This window comes from Mesorhizobium sp. WSM4310 (assembly GCF_007003935.1).
Lineage (GTDB): Bacteria > Pseudomonadota > Alphaproteobacteria > Rhizobiales > Rhizobiaceae > Mesorhizobium.
This window is the reverse complement of the sequence record NZ_VFTA01000004.1, coordinates 17,629-38,557: the sequence shown is the minus strand read 5'-3', so window position 1 is coordinate 38,557 and position 20,929 is coordinate 17,629. Positions and strand designations below refer to the sequence as shown.

The 20,929-nt window shown below is 62.3% G+C and carries 33 protein-coding genes; 2 read left to right on the top strand and 31 right to left on the bottom strand.

Annotated features, from left to right (window positions below):
- Positions 1-47: 47 nt before the first annotated feature.
- From rplQ to rpsL, 31 genes are all read right to left on the bottom strand, one after another.
- A complete protein-coding gene (gene rplQ / locus FJV80_RS06555; RefSeq protein WP_095775804.1) occupies positions 48-479 on the bottom strand; it encodes a 50S ribosomal protein L17 in 432 nt (143 codons plus the stop codon).
- Between the two features lie 104 nt (positions 480-583).
- Positions 584-1,594, bottom strand: coding sequence for a DNA-directed RNA polymerase subunit alpha (locus FJV80_RS06550; protein ID WP_006205443.1), 1,011 nt, complete (start codon positions 1,592-1,594; stop codon positions 584-586).
- A gap of 104 nt (positions 1,595-1,698) precedes the next feature.
- On the bottom strand, positions 1,699-2,088 hold the full coding sequence (gene rpsK / locus FJV80_RS06545; RefSeq protein ID WP_006205444.1) for a 30S ribosomal protein S11: 390 nt from the start codon (positions 2,086-2,088) through the stop codon (positions 1,699-1,701).
- Between the two features lie 140 nt (positions 2,089-2,228).
- Positions 2,229-2,597 carry a 30S ribosomal protein S13 gene (gene rpsM / locus FJV80_RS06540; protein WP_006205445.1) on the bottom strand — a complete coding sequence of 123 codons (369 nt, stop codon included), beginning with the start codon at positions 2,595-2,597 and terminating at the stop codon, positions 2,229-2,231.
- Between the two features lie 218 nt (positions 2,598-2,815).
- Positions 2,816-3,412 carry an adenylate kinase gene (locus FJV80_RS06535; RefSeq protein ID WP_095788693.1) on the bottom strand — a complete coding sequence of 199 codons (597 nt, stop codon included), beginning with the start codon at positions 3,410-3,412 and terminating at the stop codon, positions 2,816-2,818.
- Positions 3,409-4,749 (bottom strand): preprotein translocase subunit SecY, encoded by a 1,341-nt coding sequence (secY, locus tag FJV80_RS06530; RefSeq protein ID WP_095775806.1) that lies wholly within the window; start codon positions 4,747-4,749, stop codon positions 3,409-3,411. Before secY ends, FJV80_RS06535 begins: the two co-directional genes overlap by 4 nt.
- A 194-nt stretch (positions 4,750-4,943) precedes the next feature.
- On the bottom strand, positions 4,944-5,417 hold the full coding sequence (rplO, locus tag FJV80_RS06525) for a 50S ribosomal protein L15 (RefSeq protein WP_095775807.1): 474 nt from the start codon (positions 5,415-5,417) through the stop codon (positions 4,944-4,946).
- Positions 5,418-5,439: 22 nt separating this feature from the next.
- Positions 5,440-5,637 carry a 50S ribosomal protein L30 gene (rpmD, locus tag FJV80_RS06520; RefSeq protein ID WP_006205449.1) on the bottom strand — a complete coding sequence of 66 codons (198 nt, stop codon included), beginning with the start codon at positions 5,635-5,637 and terminating at the stop codon, positions 5,440-5,442.
- 24 nt (positions 5,638-5,661) lie between these two features.
- Positions 5,662-6,225 (bottom strand): 30S ribosomal protein S5, encoded by a 564-nt coding sequence (rpsE, locus tag FJV80_RS06515; protein WP_032933400.1) that lies wholly within the window; start codon positions 6,223-6,225, stop codon positions 5,662-5,664.
- A 76-nt stretch (positions 6,226-6,301) separates the two neighbouring features.
- A complete protein-coding gene (gene rplR, locus FJV80_RS06510) occupies positions 6,302-6,661 on the bottom strand; it encodes a 50S ribosomal protein L18 (protein ID WP_010909284.1) in 360 nt (119 codons plus the stop codon).
- Positions 6,662-6,801: 140 nt separating this feature from the next.
- Entirely contained in the window at positions 6,802-7,335 is a 534-nt protein-coding gene (gene rplF / locus FJV80_RS06505) for a 50S ribosomal protein L6 (RefSeq protein WP_010909283.1), read from the bottom strand.
- Positions 7,336-7,422: 87 nt separating this feature from the next.
- Positions 7,423-7,821: a 30S ribosomal protein S8 gene (gene rpsH, locus FJV80_RS06500; protein ID WP_006205453.1), complete on the bottom strand. Its 399-nt coding sequence runs from the start codon at positions 7,819-7,821 to the stop codon at positions 7,423-7,425.
- Positions 7,822-7,833: 12 nt separating this feature from the next.
- Positions 7,834-8,139: a 30S ribosomal protein S14 gene (rpsN, locus tag FJV80_RS06495; RefSeq protein ID WP_010909282.1), complete on the bottom strand. Its 306-nt coding sequence runs from the start codon at positions 8,137-8,139 to the stop codon at positions 7,834-7,836.
- 27 nt (positions 8,140-8,166) lie between these two features.
- Positions 8,167-8,745 (bottom strand): 50S ribosomal protein L5, encoded by a 579-nt coding sequence (gene rplE / locus FJV80_RS06490; RefSeq protein WP_010909281.1) that lies wholly within the window; start codon positions 8,743-8,745, stop codon positions 8,167-8,169.
- Positions 8,738-9,052 carry a 50S ribosomal protein L24 gene (gene rplX, locus FJV80_RS06485; RefSeq protein WP_019857966.1) on the bottom strand — a complete coding sequence of 105 codons (315 nt, stop codon included), beginning with the start codon at positions 9,050-9,052 and terminating at the stop codon, positions 8,738-8,740. Before rplX ends, rplE begins: the two co-directional genes overlap by 8 nt.
- A 12-nt stretch (positions 9,053-9,064) precedes the next feature.
- Complete coding sequence (gene rplN / locus FJV80_RS06480) at positions 9,065-9,433, bottom strand: 50S ribosomal protein L14 (RefSeq protein WP_006205457.1); 369 nt, start codon at positions 9,431-9,433, stop codon at positions 9,065-9,067.
- An 84-nt stretch (positions 9,434-9,517) separates the two neighbouring features.
- Positions 9,518-9,757 (bottom strand): 30S ribosomal protein S17, encoded by a 240-nt coding sequence (gene rpsQ, locus FJV80_RS06475; RefSeq protein ID WP_010909280.1) that lies wholly within the window; start codon positions 9,755-9,757, stop codon positions 9,518-9,520.
- Positions 9,758-9,768: 11 nt separating this feature from the next.
- Positions 9,769-9,969, bottom strand: coding sequence for a 50S ribosomal protein L29 (gene rpmC / locus FJV80_RS06470; protein ID WP_006205459.1), 201 nt, complete (start codon positions 9,967-9,969; stop codon positions 9,769-9,771).
- Positions 9,970-9,982: 13 nt separating this feature from the next.
- Positions 9,983-10,396, bottom strand: a complete 414-nt coding sequence (gene rplP, locus FJV80_RS06465) for a 50S ribosomal protein L16 (protein ID WP_010909279.1) — start codon at positions 10,394-10,396, stop codon at positions 9,983-9,985.
- A 27-nt stretch (positions 10,397-10,423) separates the two neighbouring features.
- Positions 10,424-11,149: a 30S ribosomal protein S3 gene (gene rpsC / locus FJV80_RS06460; protein ID WP_027028840.1), complete on the bottom strand. Its 726-nt coding sequence runs from the start codon at positions 11,147-11,149 to the stop codon at positions 10,424-10,426.
- Positions 11,149-11,538 carry a 50S ribosomal protein L22 gene (gene rplV / locus FJV80_RS06455; protein WP_006205462.1) on the bottom strand — a complete coding sequence of 130 codons (390 nt, stop codon included), beginning with the start codon at positions 11,536-11,538 and terminating at the stop codon, positions 11,149-11,151. Before rplV ends, rpsC begins: the two co-directional genes overlap by 1 nt.
- A gap of 2 nt (positions 11,539-11,540) precedes the next feature.
- The gene (gene rpsS / locus FJV80_RS06450) at positions 11,541-11,819 is read right to left on the bottom strand and encodes a 30S ribosomal protein S19 (protein WP_006205463.1); all 279 of its coding nucleotides are present in this window, start codon (positions 11,817-11,819) and stop codon (positions 11,541-11,543) included.
- A 16-nt stretch (positions 11,820-11,835) separates the two neighbouring features.
- Positions 11,836-12,669 (bottom strand): 50S ribosomal protein L2, encoded by an 834-nt coding sequence (gene rplB, locus FJV80_RS06445; RefSeq protein WP_095775809.1) that lies wholly within the window; start codon positions 12,667-12,669, stop codon positions 11,836-11,838.
- A 22-nt stretch (positions 12,670-12,691) separates the two neighbouring features.
- A complete protein-coding gene (locus FJV80_RS06440; RefSeq protein ID WP_010909275.1) occupies positions 12,692-12,985 on the bottom strand; it encodes a 50S ribosomal protein L23 in 294 nt (97 codons plus the stop codon).
- The gene (rplD, locus tag FJV80_RS06435) at positions 12,982-13,602 is read right to left on the bottom strand and encodes a 50S ribosomal protein L4 (protein ID WP_019857964.1); all 621 of its coding nucleotides are present in this window, start codon (positions 13,600-13,602) and stop codon (positions 12,982-12,984) included. The genes FJV80_RS06440 and rplD overlap by 4 nt, the downstream gene beginning before the upstream one ends.
- Positions 13,602-14,330, bottom strand: a complete 729-nt coding sequence (gene rplC, locus FJV80_RS06430; protein ID WP_095775810.1) for a 50S ribosomal protein L3 — start codon at positions 14,328-14,330, stop codon at positions 13,602-13,604. The genes rplD and rplC overlap by 1 nt, the downstream gene beginning before the upstream one ends.
- Positions 14,331-14,391: 61 nt before the next feature.
- Positions 14,392-14,700: a 30S ribosomal protein S10 gene (gene rpsJ, locus FJV80_RS06425; protein WP_010909272.1), complete on the bottom strand. Its 309-nt coding sequence runs from the start codon at positions 14,698-14,700 to the stop codon at positions 14,392-14,394.
- Between the two features lie 69 nt (positions 14,701-14,769).
- Positions 14,770-15,945, bottom strand: coding sequence for an elongation factor Tu (tuf, locus tag FJV80_RS06420; RefSeq protein WP_010909256.1), 1,176 nt, complete (start codon positions 15,943-15,945; stop codon positions 14,770-14,772).
- Positions 15,946-16,012: 67 nt separating this feature from the next.
- Positions 16,013-18,103, bottom strand: coding sequence for an elongation factor G (gene fusA, locus FJV80_RS06415; RefSeq protein WP_142875928.1), 2,091 nt, complete (start codon positions 18,101-18,103; stop codon positions 16,013-16,015).
- 29 nt (positions 18,104-18,132) lie between these two features.
- Entirely contained in the window at positions 18,133-18,603 is a 471-nt protein-coding gene (gene rpsG, locus FJV80_RS06410) for a 30S ribosomal protein S7 (protein WP_006202127.1), read from the bottom strand.
- A 60-nt stretch (positions 18,604-18,663) separates the two neighbouring features.
- Positions 18,664-19,035, bottom strand: a complete 372-nt coding sequence (gene rpsL, locus FJV80_RS06405; protein WP_006333356.1) for a 30S ribosomal protein S12 — start codon at positions 19,033-19,035, stop codon at positions 18,664-18,666.
- Positions 19,036-19,510: 475 nt separating this feature from the next.
- On the opposite strand from rpsL, the gene FJV80_RS06400 reads away from it, so the two are divergent.
- Complete coding sequence (locus tag FJV80_RS06400; RefSeq protein WP_095770223.1) at positions 19,511-19,792, top strand: transcriptional regulator; 282 nt, start codon at positions 19,511-19,513, stop codon at positions 19,790-19,792.
- Positions 19,793-19,805: 13 nt separating this feature from the next.
- A complete protein-coding gene (locus FJV80_RS06395) occupies positions 19,806-20,921 on the top strand; it encodes a PLP-dependent cysteine synthase family protein (protein ID WP_142875927.1) in 1,116 nt (371 codons plus the stop codon).
- Positions 20,922-20,929 lie beyond the last annotated feature (8 nt).

The window sequence follows — 20,929 nt, the reverse complement described above, 5'->3', positions numbered from 1 at the left end:
CAAAGGGGCCCGCGGGCCCCTTCAATTCATTCCGGAAAGACGTGGCGTTATGCGGCCGCTGCTTCCGTGTCGGTGCCTTCGGCTTCGAGGCGAGCGCGGTCGGCGGCGCCCTTGGCATCCGTGTCGCGATCGACGAACTCGATGACGGCCATCGCGGCGTTGTCGCCGTGACGGAAGCCTGCCTTCATGATGCGCAGATAGCCGCCGTTGCGGTTGGCGTAGCGTGGGGCGATGGTGTCGAACAGGCGCTTGACGACGCCTTCATTGCCGATCTGCGCGATCACCTGGCGGCGGGCGTGCAGGTCGCCGCGTTTGCCGAGCGTCACCAGCTTCTCGACGATCGGACGCAGGTCCTTCGCCTTCGGCAGGGTGGTGACGATCTGCTCGTGCTCGAGCAGCGACACGGCGAGGTTGGCGAACATCGACTTGCGATGGCTAATGCTTCGGGCGAAGCGGCGGCCTTTGAAACCGTGGCGCATGGCTCTTTTCCTTCTTCAGTTATTCAAGAGGCCAAGGCCTCTGATGGTTTTCCGCATGACCGTCGGATCGAGCGGCGCACGCCGCCGATCCTTGGAATTCATGCTCAATATTGATCTTCGTAACGCTTGGCGAGGTCTTCGATGTTTTCCGGCGGCCAGTCCGGCACTTCCATGCCGAGGTGCAGGCCCATCGCCGCGAGCACTTCCTTGATCTCGTTCAGCGACTTGCGGCCGAAGTTCGGGGTGCGCAGCATCTCGGCTTCGGTCTTCTGGATGAGATCGCCGATGTAGACGATGTTGTCGTTCTTCAGGCAGTTGGCCGAACGCACCGAAAGCTCGAGTTCGTCGACCTTCTTGAGCAGCGCCGGGTTGAAGGCGAGCTCGGTGACGGCTTCGGCGGCGACTTCCTTCTGCGGCTCGTCGAAGTTGACGAACAGGCCAAGCTGGTCCTGCAGGATGCGAGCGGCGAAAGCCACCGCGTCCTCGCCCGAGATCGAACCGTCGGTCTCGATGGTCATGGTCAGCTTGTCATAGTCGAGAACCTGGCCCTCGCGGGTGTTCTCGACCTTGTAGGAGACCTTCTTGACCGGCGAATAGAGGCTGTCGACCGGGATCAGGCCGATCGGCGCGTCCTCGGCGCGGTTGCGCTCGGCCGGCACGTAGCCCTTGCCGGTGTCGACGGTGAATTCCATGCGGATTTCAGCGCCTTCGTCCAGCGTGCAGATGACGTGATCGGGGTTGAGGATCTCGACATCGCCAACCGTCTGGATGTCGCCGGCGAGAACCGCACCCGGTCCCTGCTTGCGCACGACCATGCGCTTGGGGCCATCGCCTTCCATGCGGATGGCGATTTCCTTGATGTTCAAGACGATGTCGGTCACGTCCTCGCGCACGCCGGCGATGGACGAGAATTCATGCAGAACGCCGTCGATCTGCACGGCGGTCACGGCCGCACCGCGCAGCGAAGACAGAAGCACGCGGCGCAGCGCGTTGCCGAGGGTGAGACCAAAGCCACGCTCGAGCGGCTCGGCGACCAGCGTGGTCAGCGTCTTCTTCTTCGACGAGAACTCGATCTTGTTCGGCTTGATCAGTTCCTGCCAATTTTTCTGGATCATGATGCTTTCCTTCCGTTGACCCGCCACCATCCAATCGTGGCGGGCGACCTGGAATACCACGGAGGAACGCCCCTATGAGCGTTCGCGCGGCGTTCGGTAATTTCTTAGACGCGGCGCTTCTTGCGCGGGCGGCAGCCATTGTGCGGGATCGGCGTCACATCACGGATCGAGGTGATGGTGAAGCCGGCCGCCTGCAGGGCGCGCAGCGCCGATTCGCGGCCCGAGCCAGGTCCGCAGACCTCGACTTCGAGCATGCGCATGCCGTGTTCCTGGGCCTTCTTGGCGACGTCCTCGGCAGCCATCTGGGCGGCGAAGGGGGTCGACTTGCGCGAACCCTTGAAGCCCTGGGCACCGGCCGACGACCAGGCAATCGAATTGCCCTGCGCGTCGGTGATGGTGATCATCGTGTTGTTGAAGGTCGAATTGACGTGGGCAACGCCCGACGAGATATTCTTGCGTTCGCGACGGCGAACACGAGCGGCTTCCTTGGCCATGGTATTCCTTTCAGTTGATCTCTACACCGCCGTAATGCCAGCGGCTCCACCTGGAAAGCGAGTAGTGAATTGGTGAGTAGTGACGAGGCGCAGGCGTTGACGCTGCTTCTCACTACTCACCACCGACTACTCACTTCAAATTACTTCTTCTTGCCGGCGATCGACTTGGCCGGACCCTTGCGGGTGCGTGCATTGGTGTGCGTACGCTGGCCGCGGACCGGCAGCGAGCGACGGTGACGCAGGCCGCGGTAGCAGCCGAGGTCCATGAGACGCTTGATGTTCATCGACACTTCGCGGCGCAGGTCGCCTTCGACCTGATAGTCACGGTCGATGGTCTCGCGGATCTGCAAGACTTCCGCGTCGGTCAGCTGGTTGACGCGACGCTCGGCCGGGATGCCGACCTTGTCGACGATCTCCTGGGCGAACTTCTTGCCAATTCCGTGAATGTACTGAAGCGCGATGACGACGCGCTTGTTGGTCGGAATGTTGACGCCGGCTATACGAGCCATGTTCTTTCCTTCTCCATGTGGGCCGGCCAACCTTTCAAACAAGGCAGGCCTGGCGCTGTCAAAGTTGCCCCGCGTCCGGTGGAGGCCGGCCCTTGCGGGAGTTTCCAGTTCAAAGCGACTGCCTTGCCCTTGCGGACAAGCAAAGTTCGCACCTGATAGGAAGACGGGCCGCCATACCGCAGCGGGCCGCCCCCGTCAAGCCTAATCTTTAAATTCCCTTACAGCGCCTCGGCGGCCGCCGTGAGCAGGGCCTCGATCTCGGCGGTCACCGCGTCGATGCTGGCCATGCCGTCGACCGTCTTGAGCTTGCCTTTGGCATAATAATAGCCGGTCAGCGGAGCGGTCTTCTTGTAGTACTCGCGCAGGCGTTCCTCGAACACCGCGGGATTGTCATCCTTGCGCACCGGTTGCCCGGCGGCCTTGGCGTCCTCGGCGCGCTTGACGATGCGGCCGACCAGCGCCCTGTCGTCGACGACCAGTTCGATGACCGTGTCGAGACCGATGCCACGCTGCGAAAGCATCGATTCAACCGCATCGGCCTGCACCAGTGTGCGCGGGTAGCCGTCGAGGATGAATCCCTTGGCGCAGTCGGCCTGGTCGATCCGCTCGGCGACGATGGCGTTGACGATGGCGTCGGACACCAGTTCGCCGGCATCCATCACCGCCTTGGCACGCTTGCCGACTTCGGAACCGGCCTGAACGGCGGCACGCAGCATGTCTCCCGTCGAGAGTTGGGGTATGCCGTGTTTTTCTACCAGTCTTTGTGCTTGTGTCCCCTTGCCCGCCCCTGGCGGCCCAAGCAAAATCAACCTCATCTGGCTTTCTTCCCCCCGCGCAGCTTCGACTTCTTGATCAGGCCTTCATACTGGTGCGCGATCAAGTGGCCCTGAATCTGCGCAACCGTATCGAGCGTGACACTGACCACGATCAGAAGCGATGTGCCACCAAGGTAGAATGGTACGCCAGTCGCCGAGATCAGGAACTCCGGCAGCAGGCACACCAGCACCAGATAGATGGCGCCGACGACGGTGATGCGGGTGAGAACGTAATCGATGTAATCGGCGGTGCGCTCGCCCGGACGATAGCCCGGGATGAAGCCCGAATGCTTCTTGAGCTGATCGGCGGTGTCCTTCGGGTTGAAGACAATCGCTGTGTAGAAGAAGGCGAAGAACACGATCATCGCCGCGTAGAACGCCATGTAGAGCGGCTGGCCATGGCCGAGCGAGGCCAGGATGGTGCTCGCCCAGGCGGGCATGTTTGTGGTCTGCGAGAAGCCGGCGACTGTGGCCGGCAGCAGGAGCAGCGACGAAGCGAAGATCGGCGGGATGACGCCCGACGTGTTGAGCTTCAGCGGCAGATGCGAGGTGTCGCCCTGGAACATGCGGTTGCCGACCTGGCGCTTCGGATACTGGATCAGCAGGCGGCGCTGCGCGCGCTCGAAGAACACGATGAGCGCAATGACGACGATGGCCAGGACGATGATCGCCAGGATGAGGCCGGTCGACAGGGCGCCGGTGCGGCCAAGCTCCAGCGTGCCGGAAATGGCGCGCGGCAGGCCGGCGACAATCCCGGAGAATATGATCAGCGAAATGCCGTTGCCGATGCCGCGGGCGGTGATCTGCTCACCGAGCCACATCAGGAACATGGTGCCACCGACCAGCGTGACCACGGTCGAGATGCGGAAGAACATGCCGGGATCATTGACGATGCCGTTCCCGTTCTCAAGCCCCACCGAAATGCCATAGGCCTGCACGAGTGCCAAAAGCACGGTGCCGTAGCGCGTGTACTGGTTGATGACCTTGCGGCCCTGTTCGCCTTCCTTCTTCAGCGCTTCCAGCGACGGGATGACCGAGGTCATCAGCTGCATGATGATGGAGGCGGAGATGTAAGGCATGATGCCAAGCGCGAAGATCGCCATGCGCTGCACGGCGCCGCCGGCGAACATGTTGAACATGCCAAGCACGCCCTTGCTCTGCGAGGAGAAGGCCTGGGCGAAGGCGTCGGGGTTGATTCCGGGAAGCGGAATGTAGGTGCCGAGGCGGTAGACGAGCAACGCGCCAATGGTGAACCAGATGCGTTTCTTCAGGTCCTCTGCCTTGGCGAAGGCCGAGAAATTCAGATTCGAGGCTAGTTGTTCAGCAGCCGAAGCCATGCCTGATTCTCCGCTTGGTAACGCTTGATGGCCCGTGAGGTCAGGCGGTGCGTTTCACCGAAGCTCACGAGATAAGCTCCGGGCTCTAAACATGCAAGCGGCCGCGTTGACGCGGCCGCTTAATTGAGCAGATCAAAGCGCAATCGTGAGCAAAAACGGGATCCCACTCTTGCCGATCGCGCTTCAAATTGCCGTTACTCGGCAGCTGCCTTTTCCGGCAACTTGACCGAGCCGCCGGCCTTTTCGATCTTCTCGATCGCCGCCTTGGAAGCACCGGCGACGTCGAAGGCAAGCTTGGCCTTCAGTTCACCATCGGACAGTACGCGCACGCCATCCTTGACGCGGCGGATGACGCCGGCGGCGACAAGCGCCTCGGCCGTCACGGTTGCCTTGGCGTCGAGCTTCTTGGCGTCGACGGCTTCCTGGATACGGGCCAGCGACACGACGACGAAGCTCTTGGCGAAGATGTTGTTGAAGCCACGCTTCGGCAGGCGCCGGTAGAGCGGCATCTGGCCACCCTCGAAGCCGTTGACGGCGACGCCGGAGCGCGCCTTCTGACCCTTGACGCCGCGACCGGCGGTCTTGCCCGAGCCGGAACCGATGCCGCGGCCGAGACGCTTCTTGGAATGCGTCGCGCCGTCCTTGTCACGCAGATCGTTGAGTTTCATCTGAGTTCTCCTGCGCTTTGGCTCAGCCCTCGTCCACGACGCGGACGAGATGCTGAACGGCGGCGATCATGCCGCGCACGGAAGGCGTATCTTCCAGCGTGCGCTGCTTGTGCATCTTGTTGAGGCCGAGGCCGACCAGCGTCGCGCGCTGCTCCTTCGGACGGCGGATCGGCGAACCGATCTGCTCAACGGTGATGGTCTTGGTTGCTTTCTTGGCCATGGTCAAAATCCCTGGTCAGATCGACTATTCTTCAGCCGCAACGGCGGTGCCGCGGCGGGCCTGAAGGGTCGAATACTTGATGCCGCGAGCGGCAGCCACATCCTTGGGATGCATCTGGCTCTTCAGCGCGTCGAACGTGGCGCGAACCATGTTGTAGGGGTTCGACGAACCCATCGACTTGGCGACCACGTCATGCATGCCGAGCGTCTCGAAAACGGCGCGCATCGGGCCGCCGGCGATGATGCCGGTACCCTGCTTGGCGGCGCGCAGCAGAACGCGTCCGGCGCCCCAGCGTCCCTCGACGTCGTGATGCAGCGTACGGCCCGAGCGCAGCGGCACGAAGATCATGTCGCGCTTGGCCGATTCGGTTGCCTTGCGGATGGCTTCCGGCACTTCGCGTGCCTTGCCGTGACCAAAGCCGACGCGCCCTTTCTGGTCGCCGACAACGACGAGTGCGGCGAAGCCGAAGCGACGGCCACCCTTGACGACCTTGGCGACGCGATTGATGTGGACCAGCTTGTCCACCATGCCGTCGTCGCGCTCTTCGCGCTCGCGGCCGCGGCCGCCTTCCCTACGTTCCTGTGCCATATCCTGTTCCTTGTTCTTTTCCGGAAGCACGGGTTGCTGATTGCCGGCGCCGCTTTGGGTCGCCGACGGTGAAAGATTAGAAGCTCAGGCCGCCTTCGCGGGCAGCTTCAGCCAGCGCCTTGACGCGGCCGTGATAGATGTACGGGCCACGGTCGAAGACGACTTCCTTGACGCCGGCCTTGGTGGCGCGCTCGGCGATCAGCTTGCCGATCGCGGCGGCGGCTGCGGTGTCGGCGCCGGTCTTGAGCGAACCCTTGAGGTCCTTCTCGAGCGTCGAAGCGGCGGCGATGGTGTGGCCCTTGGCGTCGTCGATCACCTGGACGTAGATGTTCTTCGAGGTGCGGTGAACCGACAGACGCGGACGCTCGCCGGCGACCTTCCTGATCTGCCGGCGAACGCGCTGCGCACGGCGCTGCGTGGATTCCTTGGTACCCATGATGGTCTTCCTTGCCTTCAAAAAACGGGGGCCGCCCTGTGCGGTAGGCGAAAGCGCCTCCCGCGGCCGCTCCCCGCGGCGTTACACTTCCTTGGCTTGGTCCTTTCCGAAAAGCCTGCGACTTTTCAGGACCAGGTCCACTACTTCTTCTTACCTTCCTTGCGGACGATCTTCTCGCCAGCATAGCGAACGCCCTTGCCCTTGTAGGGCTCCGGACCGCGATATTCGCGGATCTCGGCGGCGACCTGGCCAACCTGCTGCTTGTCGATGCCGGTCACGGTGATTTCCGTCGGCTTCGGCACAGCGATGGTGACACCGGCCGGCGTCTCATAGACGACGTCATGGCTGAAGCCAAGAGCCAGCTGCAGGTTCTTGCCCTGCATGGCGGCGCGATAGCCGACGCCGGTGATCTCGAGCTTCTTCTCGAAGCCGTCCTTGACGCCATGCAGGATGTTGACGATCTGCGTGCGCGACATGCCCCACTTGGAGCGGGCGGTCTTGGTCTGGTCGCGCGGCTGGACAGCGATCTCGCTGCCTTCCATCTTGACCAGGACTTCGTCGTTCACCACGAACTTCAGCTCGCCCTTGGGGCCCTTCGCCGTCACGGTCTGGCCGTTGACGGTCGCGGTCACGCCCTGCGGCAGCGAAACGGGTTTCTTTCCAATACGAGACATTTTGTTGTCCTCGTCACTTCTCTTGTTTCAGGTCTCTGTCTTCGGAACGATCCGAAGACAGGATTCCAATTTGCGGTCGCTGCCAGATCAGAAGATCTGGCAGAGGATCTCGCCGCCGACGTTCTGTTCGCGGGCTTCGTGATCGGCCATCACGCCCTTCGGCGTCGAAAGGATGGCGATGCCGAGGCCGTTGGCGACGTGCGGGATCGACTTGGCCGAGACGTAAACGCGGCGGCCCGGCTTCGAGACGCGGGCGATTTCGCGCACGACCGGCGCGCCGTCGAAATACTTCAGCTCGATTTCGATCTCGGACTTGCCGTTATCGAAGTCGGTCTGGCTGTAGTCGCGGATATAGCCTTCAGCCTTCAGCACGTCGAGGACGCGGGTGCGCAGACGCGAGGCCGGCGTCGAGACGCTCGACTTCTTGCGGCCGTAGGCGTTGCGGATGCGGGTCAGCATATCGCCGAGAGGATCGCTCAATGACATGTTATGTCCTCCTTACCAGCTCGACTTGACCAGGCCCGGGATCTGGCCGTTGTTGCCGAGATCACGAAGCGCGATGCGCGATACTTTGAGCTTGCGATAGTAGGCACGCGGACGGCCGGTGACTTCGCAGCGGTTGCGGATGCGGATCTTGGCCGAGTTGCGCGGCAGGGCAGCAAGCTTGAGCTGAGCGCGGAAGCGCTCCTCCATCGGCTTGGACTGATCCATGATGATCGCCTTCAGGGCGGCGCGCTTGGGACCGTACTGGTCGGCAAGCTTGCGGCGCCTGTTGTTCTTCTCGACTGAGCTGGTCTTTGCCATTTCAGATTTTTCCTTTTCTCGCTGCCGTTACTGGCGGAAGGGGAAGTTGAAAGCCTTGAGCAATGCCCTGGCTTCGTCGTCCGTCTTCGCAGTCGTACAAACGATGACGTCCATGCCCCAGATCTGATCAACCTTGTCGTAGTTGATCTCCGGGAACACGATGTGCTCCTTGATGCCCATGGCGTAATTGCCACGGCCATCGAAGCTCTTGGGGTTCAGTCCGCGGAAGTCGCGGACGCGCGGCAGCGCGATGTTCACGAGGCGGTCGAGGAACTCGTACATGCGTTCCTTGCGCAGCGTGACCTTGGCGCCGATCGGCATGTTCTCGCGGACCTTGAAGCCGGCGATCGAATTGCGGGCGCGGGTGACGACGGCCTTCTGGCCGGCGATCAGCGCCAGGTCTTCGGCCGCGACCGAGGGCTTCTTCGAATCGGCGGTCGCTTCGCCGACACCCATGTTCAGGACAATCTTGTCGAGGCGCGGAACCTGCATGTCGTTGTCGTAGCCGAACTGCTCCTGCAGCGCCTTGCGGATGGTCTCGTTGTAGACCTGCTTCAGACGCGGCGTGTTGGTGGCAGTCGCCTGCTTGCTTTGAGCCTTAGCCATTGATGACTTCTCCCGAGCGCTTGGCGACGCGCACCTTCTTGCCGTCCTTCTGGAAGATGAAACCGACGCGGGTCGGCTTGCCATCCTTGGGGTCGGCCAGCGCGATGTTCGACAGCTGGATCGGCGCTTCCTTGGTGATGATCCCGCCCTCTTGGGACTGGGTCTGCTTCTGGTGACGACGGATCATGTTGACGCCGCGCACCAGCGCGGTGTCATCCTTCGGCTGAACCGAGAGGACTTCGCCCGAACGGCCCTTGTCCTTGCCGGCCAGCACGACGACCTTGTCGCCTTTTCTAATCTTTTGCATTGGTCCGGCTCCTTACAGCACTTCAGGCGCGAGCGAGATGATCTTCATGTGGTTCTTGGCGCGGAGTTCGCGCGGAACCGGTCCGAAGATACGCGTGCCGATCGGCTCTTTCTTGTTGTCGACGAGAACGGCCGCGTTCTTGTCGAAACGGATCACGCTGCCGTCCGGGCGGCGGATGTCCTTGGCCGTGCGTACCACGACCGCCTTCATCACATCGCCCTTCTTGACGCGGCCGCGCGGAATGGCTTCCTTGATGGACACCACGATGATGTCGCCCACGGAAGCGTATTTCCGCTTCGAGCCGCCCAGCACCTTGATGCACATGACACGACGCGCGCCGGAATTATCCGCCACGTCGAGGTTTGTTTGCATCTGAATCATGACTGGCCGCCTTCTTCTTTTCTAACGGGACGGGCTCGAAGCCCCTCCCCGGTCTGTCCAAAATTCGTTGTTTACGCCCAGAGGTCAGGCTTGGTCCGAAGACACGACGATCCAGCGCTTGTCCTTGGAAATCGGCTTCGATTCCTGGATGAACACCTGATCGCCAACCTTGTGGGCGTTGTTCTCGTCGTGCGCCTTGTACTTCTTGGTCATGCGCACGGTCTTCTTCATCACGGGATGCGTGAAGCGCCGTTCGACCTTGACGACAACCGTCTTCTCGTTCTTGTCGCTGACGACGGTGCCCTGCAGAATGCGCTTTGGCATGGTTTTCGTCCTTAAGCCTTCTTGGCCGCGGACTTTTCCGCAGCGATGGTCTTGATACGCGCAATGTCCTTACGAACCTGCCTCACGCGCGCGGTCTTCTCGAGCTGGCCGGTGGCCTTCTGGAAGCGCAGGTTGAACTGCTCCTTCTTCAGGCTGGCCAAGTCGTCGGTCAGCTGGTCCTGGGTCTTGGTCCGGATGTCTTCGGCTTTCATGATCAGCCCGTCCTTATTCTGCGATGCGCTGTACGAAGCGCGTCCTGACCGAGAGCTTGGCCGCGCCGAGACGCAGCGCCTCACGGGCGGTTTCTTCACTGACGCCGTCGATCTCGAACATGATGCGGCCCGGCTTGACGCGCGCCGCCCAGTAGTCGACGGCCCCCTTGCCCTTGCCCATGCGGACTTCGGTCGGCTTCGACGTGACCGGCAGATCCGGGAAAATACGGATCCAGACACGGCCAGCACGCTTCATTTCACGAGTGATCGCGCGGCGGGCCGCCTCGATCTCACGCGCGGTGACGCGGTTCGGCTCAAGCGCCTTCAGCCCGAAACCACCGAAATCCAGGTTGGTGCCGCCCTTTGCGGTACCATGGATACGGCCCTTGAACTGCTTGCGGAACTTTGTGCGCTTTGGCTGCAGCATCGTTCTAACTCCAAATTCCTAAATGTCTCAGGCGTTTTCGCGACGACGACCGCGTTCGCGATCACCACCACCGCCATGCGCAGCATCACCCTCGGTCGCGCGACGTTCCGAAGCCATCGGGTCGTGCTCGAGGATCTCGCCCTTGAATACCCAGACCTTGACGCCGCAGATGCCGTACGCCGTATGCGCTTCGGCCGTGCCGTAGTCGACATCGGCGCGCAGCGTGTGCAGCGGCACGCGACCTTCGCGGTACCACTCCATGCGGGCGATTTCGGCGCCGCCGAGACGGCCCGAGCAGTTGATGCGGATGCCTTCGGCACCGAGGCGCATCGCCGACTGCACGGCGCGCTTCATGGCGCGGCGGAACGCGATGCGGCGCTCGAGCTGCTGGGCGATCGACTGGGCGACCAGGGTCGCGTCGATTTCCGGCTTGCGCACTTCGACGATGTTGAGGTGCGTCTCGGACTTCGTCATCTCCATCAGCTTCTTGCGAAGCTTCTCGATGTCGGCGCCCTTCTTGCCGATGATCAGACCCGGGCGCGCGGCATGGATGGTGACGCGGCACTTCTTGTGCGGGCGCTCGATCACGACCTTGGAGATCGCGGCCTGCTTGAGTTCCTTCTCAAGATACTTGCGGATCTTGATGTCCTCATGCAGCAGCTTGCCGTACTCGCCGGTGTTCGCGAACCAGCGCGAATCCCAGGTGCGGTTGATGCCGAGGCGAAGACCGATCGGATTGACTTTCTGGCCCATTATGCGGCCTCCCCTTTTTCTTCGACTTCACGAACGACGATCGTGAGGTGCGAGAACGGCTTCTCGATGCGGCTGGCGCGACCACGGCCACGAGCGTGGAACCGCTTCATGACGATCGACTTGCCGACATAGGCTTCCGCCACGATCAGCGCATCGACGTCGAGGTCGTGGTTGTTTTCCGCGTTGGCGATCGCCGATTCCAGCGTCTTCTTGACCGTGCCGGAAATCCGCTTGGCCGAGAACTCGAGATCGGAAAGCGCTGTCGCGACCTTCTTGCCGCGGATCAGCGCGGCAACGAGGTTCAGCTTCTGCGGGCTGATACGGATCGTGCGCAACACGGCGCGCGCTTCGTTGTCAGCAAGCCTGCGCGGAGCTTTGGCCTTGCCCATGATTATTTCCTCTTCGCCTTCTTATCCGCGCCGTGACCGTAATAGGTCCGCGTCGGAGCGAATTCACCGAACTTATGACCGACCATGTCCTCGTTCACCGAGACGGGAACATGCTTCTGGCCGTTGTAGACACCGAAGGTGAAGCCGACGAACTGCGGCAGGATGGTGGAGCGACGGCTCCACATCTTGATCACCTCATTGCGACCACCTTCACGAACCTTGTCCACCTTCTTGAGAAGGTAGCCGTCGATGAAGGGGCCTTTCCAAATAGAACGAGTCACTTGGCGTTACCTCTTCTTAGCTCTTGCGCTGATGGCGCGAGCGCAGGATGAACTTGTCGGTCGCCTTGTTGGACCGCGTCTTCTTGCCCTTGGTCGGCTTGCCCCACGGGCTGACCGGATGACGGCCACCGGAGGTGCGGCCTTCACCACCGCCGTGCGGATGGTCGACCGGGTTCATGGTCACGCCGCGATTGTGCGGACGCTTGCCGCGCCAAACCGTGCGGCCGGCCTTGCCGTCGTTGATGTTGCCGTGGTCGGGGTTCGACACGGCACCGACGGTGGCCATGCAGGAGCCGTGAACGACACGCTGCTCGCCCGAGTTGAGGCGCAGGATCGCCATACCCTGGTCGCGACCGACGAGCTGGGCGTAACCGCCGGCCGAACGGGCGACCTGGGCGCCCTTGCCCGGCTTCAGCTCGATGTTGTGGACGATCGTGCCGACCGGCATCGAGGCCAGCGGCATCGCATTGCCCGGCTTCACGTCGACCGCTTCGCCAGCCACGATCTTGTCGCCGGCGGCAAGGCGCTGCGGGGCGATGATGTAGGATAGCTCACCATCGTCGTACTTGATCAGCGCGATGAAGGCGGTGCGGTTCGGATCGTATTCAATGCGCTCGACCGTGCCGACGACGTCGAACTTGCGGCGCTTGAAGTCGATGATGCGGTACGAACGCTTGTGACCACCGCCGATGAAGCGGGCGGTGATGCGGCCGTAATTGTTGCGGCCGCCCGACTTGGTCAGGCCCTCGGTCAGACCCTTGACGGGCTTGCCCTTGTAGAGGCCCGAGCGGTCGACGATGACCAGCTGGCGGGTGCTCGGCGTTACCGGGTTGAATTTTTTCAGTGCCATTGTTCTGTCCTCGCGGCCTTGCTCAGAGACCCGTCGCGACGTCGATCGACTGGCCGTCGGCCAGCGTCACAATCGCCTTCTTGACGTCGCTCTGGCGGCCGATCGTGCCGCGGAAGCGCTTGATCTTGCCCTTGCGGACAAGCGTGTTCACGGCCATCACCTTGACGCCGAACAGCGCTTCGACGGCGGCCTTGATTTCCGGCTTCGACGCCTTCTTGGCGACGTTGAAGACGACCTGGTTCTGCTCGGAAGCCATGGTCGACTTTTCGGTGATCGCCGGGCTGACGATCACGTCGTAGTGACGAAGGTCGGTCATTTAAAGCGCTCCTCGAGAGCCTCGACGGCGGCCTTGGAAAGGACCAGCGTGCCGCGGCGCAGAATGTCGTAGACGTTGATGCCCTGGATGGGCAGCACGTCGATGTTGGGAATGTTGGTCGCGGCCAGCTTGAAGTTCTTGTCAAGCTCGGCGCCACCGATCACCAGGGCGTTGCTCAGGCCCAGCGTCGCGAAATTCGCGATCAGCGCCTTGGTCTTGGCCTCGGTCAGCTTCAGCTCGTCGATGACGATGATCGACGCGCTCTTGGCCTTGGCCGAGAGAGCGTGCTTCAAGCCCAGGGCGCGCACCTTCTTCGGCAGATCGTGCTCGTGGCTGCGAACGACCGGGCCGTGGGCCTTGCCGCCGCCGCGGAACTGCGGAGCGCGTGCCGAATGGTGACGGGCGCGGCCCGTACCCTTCTGCTTGTACATCTTGGCGCCGGTGCGCGCGATTTCGGCGCGGCCTTTGGCCTTGTGCGTGCCCTGCTGCTTCTTGGCAAGCTGCCAGCGCACGACGCGCTGCAGGATGTCCTCGCGCGGATCAAGGCCGAAAATCTCCTCGGAGAGTTTCACCTTACCGGCGTCCTTGCCGCCAAGCGTTGTGATCTTGAGATCCATTATTCCGCTCCCTCTGTGGCCGGAGCCTCGTTCTTAGCAGCACTTCCTGCTGCAACTGGGCGGATCGCGGCGGGCTTCGGCGCATTGGCCGGAAGTGCCACCTTGGCCGCATCGCGGACCAGGATCCAGGCGCCCTTCGACCCGGGAACCGCTCCGCGGATCAGGATCAGGCCGCGGTCGGCATCGGTCGAGACGATCTCGACATTCTGCGTCGTCACGCGGGTGTCGCCCATGTGGCCGGCCATCTTCTTGCCCTTGAACACCTTGCCGGGGTCCTGGCGCTGGCCGGTCGAACCGTGCGTACGGTGCGAGACCGAGTTACCGTGCGTCGCGCGGCCACCACCCATGTGGTGACGCTTGATGACGCCCTGGAAACCCTTGCCGATCGTCGTGCCCGTCACATCGACCTTCTGGCCGGCGACGAAGTGCTCGACGGTGATCTCGGCGCCGACATCGATCATGTTGTCGGCCGAGACGCGGAACTCGGCAACCTTCGCCTTCGGCTCGACGGAAGCGGTCGCGAAATGGCCGCGCATCGCCTTCGACGTGTTCTTCACCTTGGCGAGGCCAACGCCGAGCTGAACGGCGGTGTAGCCATTCTTCTCCTGCGTGCGCTGCGCCACGACCTGGCAGTTCTCCATCTGGAGAACGGTGACGGGAACATGTTCCCCGGCATCGTTATAGATGCGGGTCATTCCCACCTTCTTTGCAATCACACCTGAACGCATCGGTTCAATTCCTTTAGAGTTCCGGGCCAGGGGCACCGCCCCTTACCGCGCTCTCATTCCCTTAGAGCTTGATCTCGACGTCGACGCCGGCGGCCAGATCGAGCTTCATCAAAGCATCGACGGTCTGCGGGGTCGGATCGACGATGTCGAGCAGACGCTTGTGCGTGCGCATCTCGAACTGCTCGCGGCTCTTCTTGTCGACGTGGGGCGACCGGTTCACCGTGAACTTTTCGATCCGCGTCGGCAGCGGAATGGGGCCGCGGACGTTTGCGCCGGTGCGCTTGGCCGTCGACACGATTTCCTTCGTCGAGGCGTCGAGCACGCGGTGATCAAACGCCTTCAGGCGGATGCGGATATTCTGTCCGTTCATGCGTCACTTCCTTGTTCTGGCGCGGCGCGGGCAACTTCCGCGCCCGCGACAGATCGGTTTAAGTCCAAATTACTCTTTGATGGTGACGACGATGCCGGCACCGACGGTGCGGCCGCCTTCACGGATGGCGAAGCGCAGCTTCTCTTCCATGGCGATCGGCACGATCAGCTCGACATCGACCGTGATGTTGTCGCCAGGCATCACCATCTCGGTGCCGGCCGGCAGCGACACGATGCCGGTCACGTCCGTCGTGCGGAAGTAGAACTGCGGACGGTAGTTGGTGAAGAACGGCGTGTGACGGCCACCTTCGTCCTTGGTCAGGATGTAGGCTTCGGCCACGAACTTCTTGTGCGGCTTCACCGTGCCGGGCTTGGCCAGAACCTGGCCGCGCTCGACGCCTTCACGATCAACGCCGCGCAGCAGCGCGCCGATGTTGTCGCCAGCCTGGCCCTGATCGAGCAGCTTGCGGAACATTTCCACGCCCGTGCAGGTCGTCTTGGTCGTCGGACGGATGCCGATGATCTCCAGTTCCTCGCCGACCTTGACCACGCCGCGCTCGACGCGGCCGGTCACGACCGTGCCACGGCCCGAGATCGAGAACACGTCTTCGATCGGCATCAGGAACGGCTTGTCGAGCGGACGAACCGGGGTCGGGATGTAGGCGTCAACCTGAGCCATCAGCTCGCGGATCGCGTCCTCGCCGATCGTCTTGTTCGAATCCTCCAGCGCGGCCAGCGCCGAACCCTTGACGATCGGAATGTCGTCGCCGGGGAATTCGTTCTTCGACAGAAGCTCGCGAACCTCGAGCTCGACCAGTTCCAAAAGCTCGGCGTCGTCGACCTGGTCGACCTTGTTCAGGAACACCACGATCGACGGCACGCCGACCTGACGGGCAAGCAGGATGTGCTCGCGGGTCTGCGGCATCGGGCCGTCGGCGGCCGACACGACCAGGATCGCGCCGTCCATCTGCGCGGCGCCGGTGATCATGTTCTTCACATAGTCGGCGTGGCCGGGGCAGTCGACGTGGGCGTAGTGACGGTTGGCCGTCTCGTATTCAACGTGAGCCGTCGAGATGGTGATGCCGCGCGCCTTCTCTTCCGGCGCCGCATCGATCTGGTCGTAGCGCTTGTACTCGCCAAAATACTTCGTGATCGCCGCCGTCAGCGACGTCTTGCCATGGTCAACGTGACCAATCGTGCCGATGTTCACATGAGGCTTAGTGCGCTCGAATTTACCTTTTGCCATGTGATGTCTCCATTTCCTGCTCGCCCATACGGGCTTTGAATTGCGTTACCGCGACGGCTCTTTCGAGTTACGCGTATTTTTTCTGGACTTCCTGGGCCACCAGGGTCGGGACCGGTTCGTAGTGGTCGAACTGCATCGTGTAGGCCGCGCGGCCCTGGCTCATCGAGCGCAGGTTGTCGACATACTTGAACATGTTGGCGAGCGGCACCATCGCGTTGATGACGACGGCCACGCCGCGTGCTTCCTGGCCCTGGATCTGGCCACGACGGCCGTTCAGGTCGCCGATGACGCTGCCGACATAGTCTTCCGGCGTCACGACTTCGACCTTCATGATCGGCTCGAGCAGCTGCACGCCAAGCTTGGGCGCGGCTTCACGGAAGCAGGCGCGGGACGCGATTTCGAAGGCCAGGACCGAGGAGTCGACGTCGTGGTAGGCGCCGTCGATCAGCGTCGCCCGGACGCCGATCATCGGGAAGCCCGCGAACGGACCAGCGCCCATGACGCTCTGGATGCCCTTCTCGACACCCGGAATGTATTCCTTCGGCACCGCGCCGCCGACGATCTTGGACTCGAAGACGAACTCTTCGCTCTCGGTGTTCGGCTCGAAGATAACCTTGACGCGGGCGAACTGGCCGGTACCGCCGGTCTGCTTCTTGTGGGTGTAGTCCTGCTCATGCTTGCGGGTGATCGTCTCGCGATAAGCCACCTGCGGAGCGCCGACATTGGCTTCGACCTTGAACTCGCGACGCATGCGGTCGACGATGATGTCGAGGTGCAGTTCGCCCATGCCAGAGATGATGGTCTGGCCGCTTTCCTCGTCGGTCTTGACGCGGAAGGACGGATCCTCGGCAGCCAGGCGGTGAAGGGCGAGGCCCATCTTTTCCTGGTCGTTCTTGGTCTTCGGCTCGATGGCGATCTGGATGACCGGATCGGGGAATTCCATGCGCTCGAGGATGACCGGATGCAGCGGATCGCACAGCGTGTCGCCGGTGGTCGTGTCCTTGAGGCCAGCCAGAGCGACGATGTCGCCGGCGAAGGCTTCTTCGACGTCGGCGCGCGAGTTCGCATGCATCTGCAGCATGCGGCCGATGCGCTCCTTCTTGCCCTTGACGGTGTTGTCGACCGAGATGCCCTTGGTGAGCTTACCCGAATAGATGCGGGCGAAGGTCAGCGAACCGACGAAAGGGTCGTTCATGATCTTGAAGGCGAGCATCGAGAGCGGCTCGTCATCGACCGCATGACGCTCGATTTCGGCGTCGGTCTTGGCATCGACACCCTTGATGGCGGGAACGTCGGCCGGCGACGGCAGGTATTCCACGACGGCGTCGAGCAGCGGCTGCACGCCCTTGTTCTTGAAGGCCGAGCCACAGAACATCGGGAAGAACTTGACCGCGATCGTGCCCTTGCGGATCAGCGAACGGATCTCGTCATTCGACGGCATCTTGCCTTCGAGGTAGTTCTCGAGGGCCGTCTCGTCCATTTCGACGGCGGCCTCGATCATCTTCTCGCGGTATTCCACCGCACGTGCCTGAAGGTCGGCCGGTATCTCGACGACGTCCCAGGCAGCGCCCAGCGTCTCGTCACGCCAGACAAGCGCGTTCATCTCGACGAGGTCGACGACGCCCTTGAATTCGGTCTCGGCGCCGATCGGCAGCTGCATGACGACAGCCTGCGCACCAAGGCGCGAGCCGATCATCTCGACCGAGCGGTAGAAGTCGGCGCCGATCTTGTCCATCTTGTTGCAGAAGATCATGCGCGGCACGCGGTACTTGTCGGCCTGGCGCCAGACGGTTTCCGTCTGCGGCTCGACACCGGCGTTGGCGTCGAGCAGCGCGATGGCGCCGTCGAGCACGCGCAGCGAACGTTCGACTTCGATGGTGAAGTCGACGTGTCCGGGAGTGTCGATGATGTTGAAGCGGCGCATCTTGCCGTCACGGCCCTTCCAGAAGGTCGTGGTGGCGGCGGACGTGATGGTGATGCCGCGTTCCTGCTCCTGCTCCATCCAGTCCATGGTGGCAGCGCCGTCGTGCACTTCGCCGATCTTGTGCGACTTGCCCGTGTAATAGAGGACGCGCTCGGTGGTCGTCGTCTTGCCGGCGTCAATATGCGCCATGATACCGAAATTGCGGTAGTCTTCGATTTTGTATTCGCGGGCCATCGTAGCTGCCTCTCAGTCCTGTTCGCGCTTTACCAGCGGTAGTGTGCGAAAGCGCGGTTGGCTTCAGCCATCTTGTGGGTGTCTTCACGCTTCTTGACGGCCGTGCCGCGGTTGTTGGCCGCGTCCATCAGCTCGCCGGAGAGGCGATCGATCATGGTGGTCTCGTTGCGGTTGCGGGCAGCCGCGATCAGCCAACGAATGGCCAATGCCTGGCGGCGCTCGGGACGCACGTCGACCGGAACCTGGTAGGTGGCGCCGCCGACGCGACGCGAACGCACTTCCACATGCGGCGCGACATTGTCGAGCGCCTGATGGAAGACGGTGACCGGCTCCTGCTTGGTCTTCGACTGGACCTGGTCGAGCGCGCCATAGACGATGGTCTCGGCGACCGACTTCTTGCCGTCATACATGACGGCGTTCATGAACTTGGTGACGATCAGATCGCCGAACTTCGGATCCGGGTTGATCTCACGCTTTTCTGCACTGTGACGACGCGACATGGCTTTTGTCTCTCAATCTCGTAGCCCGACGCTTTCAAGCAGCGCCAGGGCCGGAAAATCTTACTTGGGACGCTTGGCGCCGTACTTCGAACGGCGCTGCTTGCGGTTCTTTACGCCCTGCGTGTCGAGCACGCCGCGGATGATGTGGTAGCGGACGCCCGGAAGATCCTTGACGCGACCGCCGCGGATCATGACCACGGAGTGTTCCTGAAGGTTGTGACCTTCGCCGGGGATGTAACCGATCACTTCAAAACCATTGGTCAGGCGGATCTTGGCCACCTTGCGCAGCGCCGAGTTCGGCTTCTTCGGCGTCGTCGTGTAGACGCGCGTGCAGACGCCCCGCTTCTGCGGGTTCTGCTGCATGGCCGGGACCTTGTTGCGCTTCACCGGCGCAATGCGCGGCTTGCGGATCAGCTGGTTGACGGTAGGCATTAAACCCTCTTGTCTCTCAATTCCGTGTCTCGTGCCGGTCAAGGCTCGCTCAAAGCGTCATTTCCATACGCAAATTCGGGCCACAAACCGCGCCTCGCGGTCTTGCCCGAACAAATCGCAGAGGAAGCGGAAGCCGCTTCGTGCACGCCGGAAATGTCTTTTCGCTCGTAAAACGAACCCTGTTTGAGGCAAACTCCAAAGCGTGTCGCTTCGGAAGGGAGAGCCTCACATCGGTTCTGACTGGGCGGCTTCTACTCGTAAGCCCGCGAACCGTCAACCCCGGCGCGGCAAATATTGCATCGAAGGCGGGGCTTGGCAGCCATGCGAAAACCGCAGGTAATTTTCTTTCGCCATTTTGCAAGGACGGAGAAGAAAGTAACCGGTTTTTGGCTGTCGCGCGGCCCCGCTTCATGCGAAAAGGCCGCCTGAGCACTCAAAATCCCCTCGCCCGCGCTTTGCCAGGAGGAATCAGCCCGTGAACGACAATGAAGAACGCCCGGTCACCATCATCACCGGCCGGGTGTGGAAGCGCAAAGGCGGCAAGCCGGAAGGCGTCCACGTCATGCTGGTGGCGCCCGACGACGATTCGGCGGTGCGTCGCGCCCTCGAATCGCTTGCGGCGGAAGGTTACGCCGAGGCCGAGCTCGACCAGATCGGCGATATGGACGGCGTGCCGGACGACGAGCCGCATCTGTCGGCCTATCAGGGCGCGCTCGAAGGCGAAGTGTCGATCGTCACCTTCGACGCACCGATCTGAAACCAGGGCACCGATGATGGCCGGATCAAAGCCGATTGAACCTGCATCCCGAGCCTGGGCCGACCAGGCGGTCGCCGCGATCGAGGCCGACCAGCACCGTTCGGCCGATACCCACCTCTGGAAATTCGATCTGCCGGCGCTGATTGGAATCGACTTCTATCTTAAGGATGAGTCCACCCATCCGACCGGCAGCCTCAAGCACAGACTTGCGCGTTCGCTGTTTCTCTATGCGCTGTGCAATGGCCTTGTCCGTGAAGACACCCCGGTGGTCGAAGCCTCATCAGGCTCGACAGCTGTGTCGGAAGCCTATTTCGCGCGCATGATCGGCGTGCCCTTCTATGCGGTGATGCCTCGGTCGACGTCGCGCGAAAAGATCGCCGCGATCGAGCACTATGGGGGCAACTGCCATTTCATCGATGACGGCAGGCGCATCTATGCCGAGTCGTCCGAACTCAGCGAACGGCTCGGCGGCCATTTCATGGACCAGTTTACCTATGCCGAACGTGCCACCGACTGGCGCGGCAACAACAACATCGCTGATTCCATCTTCGGACAGATGCGCGAGGAGCGGCACCCCATCCCAAGCTGGATCGTGATGAGTGGCGGGACGGGCGGCACCACCGCCACGATCGGCCGATACCTGCGCTACAAGCGGCACGCCACGCGGCTGTCGGTGGCGGATGTAGAACGCTCGGCCTTCTTCGAAGGCTTTGCCACGCATGATCGCGAATGTCGCTGCGAGCAGCCGTCGCGCATCGAAGGCATTGGCCGACCGCGCATGGAGCCGTCCTTCGTCCTAGGTGTCATTGATCACATGTTGCAGGTGCCGGATGCCGTGTCGCTGGCGGCAATGCGGGTGTTGTCGCGCCGGCTCGGCCGTCGTGTCGGCGGTTCGACCGGTACCAACTTCATCGCCATGTGCTTTCAGGCGGCGCGCATGATCGAGCACGGTAAGACCGGTTCGCTGGTGACGCTGATCTGCGATTCCGGCGACCGTTACGCCAACACCTACTATTCTGATGAGTGGCTGGCGGCCAACGGCCTCGACCCCTCGCCCTTCGAACCTGCGATCGAAGCCTTTTTGGGGGGCGGAAAACTGACACTGCAATTCGAGGAAAGCTGGGGCTGACTTTTCGG

What these genes read in the sequence shown, in the direction of transcription:
- rpsQ (WP_010909280.1), bottom strand. Translation starts at nt 9,757, where the DNA reads ATGCCAAAGCGCATTCTGCAGGGCACCGTCGTCAGCGACAAGAACGAG.
- rpmC (WP_006205459.1), bottom strand. Translation starts at nt 9,969, where the DNA reads ATGAAAGCCGAAGACATCCGGACCAAGACCCAGGACCAGCTGACCGAC.
- rpsM (WP_006205445.1), bottom strand. Translation starts at nt 2,597, where the DNA reads ATGGCTCGTATAGCCGGCGTCAACATTCCGACCAACAAGCGCGTCGTC.
- rpsE (WP_032933400.1), bottom strand. Translation starts at nt 6,225, where the DNA reads ATGGCACAGGAACGTAGGGAAGGCGGCCGCGGCCGCGAGCGCGAAGAG.
- FJV80_RS06395 (WP_142875927.1), top strand. Translation starts at nt 19,806, where the DNA reads ATGATGGCCGGATCAAAGCCGATTGAACCTGCATCCCGAGCCTGGGCC.
- rplP (WP_010909279.1), bottom strand. Translation starts at nt 10,396, where the DNA reads ATGCTGCAGCCAAAGCGCACAAAGTTCCGCAAGCAGTTCAAGGGCCGT.
- tuf (WP_010909256.1), bottom strand. Translation starts at nt 15,945, where the DNA reads ATGGCAAAAGGTAAATTCGAGCGCACTAAGCCTCATGTGAACATCGGC.
- rpmD (WP_006205449.1), bottom strand. Translation starts at nt 5,637, where the DNA reads ATGGCCAAGAAAGCAACCAAGACCATCACCGTTGAGCAGATCGGTTCG.
- rplC (WP_095775810.1), bottom strand. Translation starts at nt 14,330, where the DNA reads ATGCGTTCAGGTGTGATTGCAAAGAAGGTGGGAATGACCCGCATCTAT.
- rplO (WP_095775807.1), bottom strand. Translation starts at nt 5,417, where the DNA reads ATGAAACTCAACGATCTGCGTGACAAGGACGGCGCGACGCATTCCAAG.
- rplQ (WP_095775804.1), bottom strand. Translation starts at nt 479, where the DNA reads ATGCGCCACGGTTTCAAAGGCCGCCGCTTCGCCCGAAGCATTAGCCAT.
- rpsN (WP_010909282.1), bottom strand. Translation starts at nt 8,139, where the DNA reads ATGGCAAAGACCAGCTCAGTCGAGAAGAACAACAGGCGCCGCAAGCTT.
- rplF (WP_010909283.1), bottom strand. Translation starts at nt 7,335, where the DNA reads ATGTCTCGTATTGGAAAGAAACCCGTTTCGCTGCCGCAGGGCGTGACC.
- rpsC (WP_027028840.1), bottom strand. Translation starts at nt 11,149, where the DNA reads ATGGGCCAGAAAGTCAATCCGATCGGTCTTCGCCTCGGCATCAACCGC.
- rpsK (WP_006205444.1), bottom strand. Translation starts at nt 2,088, where the DNA reads ATGGCCAAGGAAGCCGCTCGTGTTCGCCGTCGCGAACGCAAGAATATC.
- secY (WP_095775806.1), bottom strand. Translation starts at nt 4,749, where the DNA reads ATGGCTTCGGCTGCTGAACAACTAGCCTCGAATCTGAATTTCTCGGCC.
- rplX (WP_019857966.1), bottom strand. Translation starts at nt 9,052, where the DNA reads ATGCAAAAGATTAGAAAAGGCGACAAGGTCGTCGTGCTGGCCGGCAAG.
- rpsH (WP_006205453.1), bottom strand. Translation starts at nt 7,821, where the DNA reads ATGTCATTGAGCGATCCTCTCGGCGATATGCTGACCCGCATCCGCAAC.
- fusA (WP_142875928.1), bottom strand. Translation starts at nt 18,103, where the DNA reads ATGGCCCGCGAATACAAAATCGAAGACTACCGCAATTTCGGTATCATG.
- rplB (WP_095775809.1), bottom strand. Translation starts at nt 12,669, where the DNA reads ATGGCACTGAAAAAATTCAACCCGGTAACGCCGAGCACCCGCCAGCTG.
- rplN (WP_006205457.1), bottom strand. Translation starts at nt 9,433, where the DNA reads ATGATTCAGATGCAAACAAACCTCGACGTGGCGGATAATTCCGGCGCG.
- rpsG (WP_006202127.1), bottom strand. Translation starts at nt 18,603, where the DNA reads ATGTCGCGTCGTCACAGTGCAGAAAAGCGTGAGATCAACCCGGATCCG.
- FJV80_RS06440 (WP_010909275.1), bottom strand. Translation starts at nt 12,985, where the DNA reads ATGACCGACCTTCGTCACTACGACGTGATCGTCAGCCCGGCGATCACC.
- rplE (WP_010909281.1), bottom strand. Translation starts at nt 8,745, where the DNA reads ATGGCTAAGGCTCAAAGCAAGCAGGCGACTGCCACCAACACGCCGCGT.
- FJV80_RS06535 (WP_095788693.1), bottom strand. Translation starts at nt 3,412, where the DNA reads ATGAGGTTGATTTTGCTTGGGCCGCCAGGGGCGGGCAAGGGGACACAA.
- rpsJ (WP_010909272.1), bottom strand. Translation starts at nt 14,700, where the DNA reads ATGAACGGACAGAATATCCGCATCCGCCTGAAGGCGTTTGATCACCGC.
- rplR (WP_010909284.1), bottom strand. Translation starts at nt 6,661, where the DNA reads ATGGGTACCAAGGAATCCACGCAGCGCCGTGCGCAGCGCGTTCGCCGG.
- rplD (WP_019857964.1), bottom strand. Translation starts at nt 13,602, where the DNA reads ATGGATCTCAAGATCACAACGCTTGGCGGCAAGGACGCCGGTAAGGTG.
- rplV (WP_006205462.1), bottom strand. Translation starts at nt 11,538, where the DNA reads ATGGGCAAGGCCAAAGCTCCGCGCAGGCTTGCTGACAACGAAGCGCGC.
- FJV80_RS06550 (WP_006205443.1), bottom strand. Translation starts at nt 1,594, where the DNA reads ATGATCCAGAAAAATTGGCAGGAACTGATCAAGCCGAACAAGATCGAG.
- rpsL (WP_006333356.1), bottom strand. Translation starts at nt 19,035, where the DNA reads ATGCCTACCGTCAACCAGCTGATCCGCAAGCCGCGCATTGCGCCGGTG.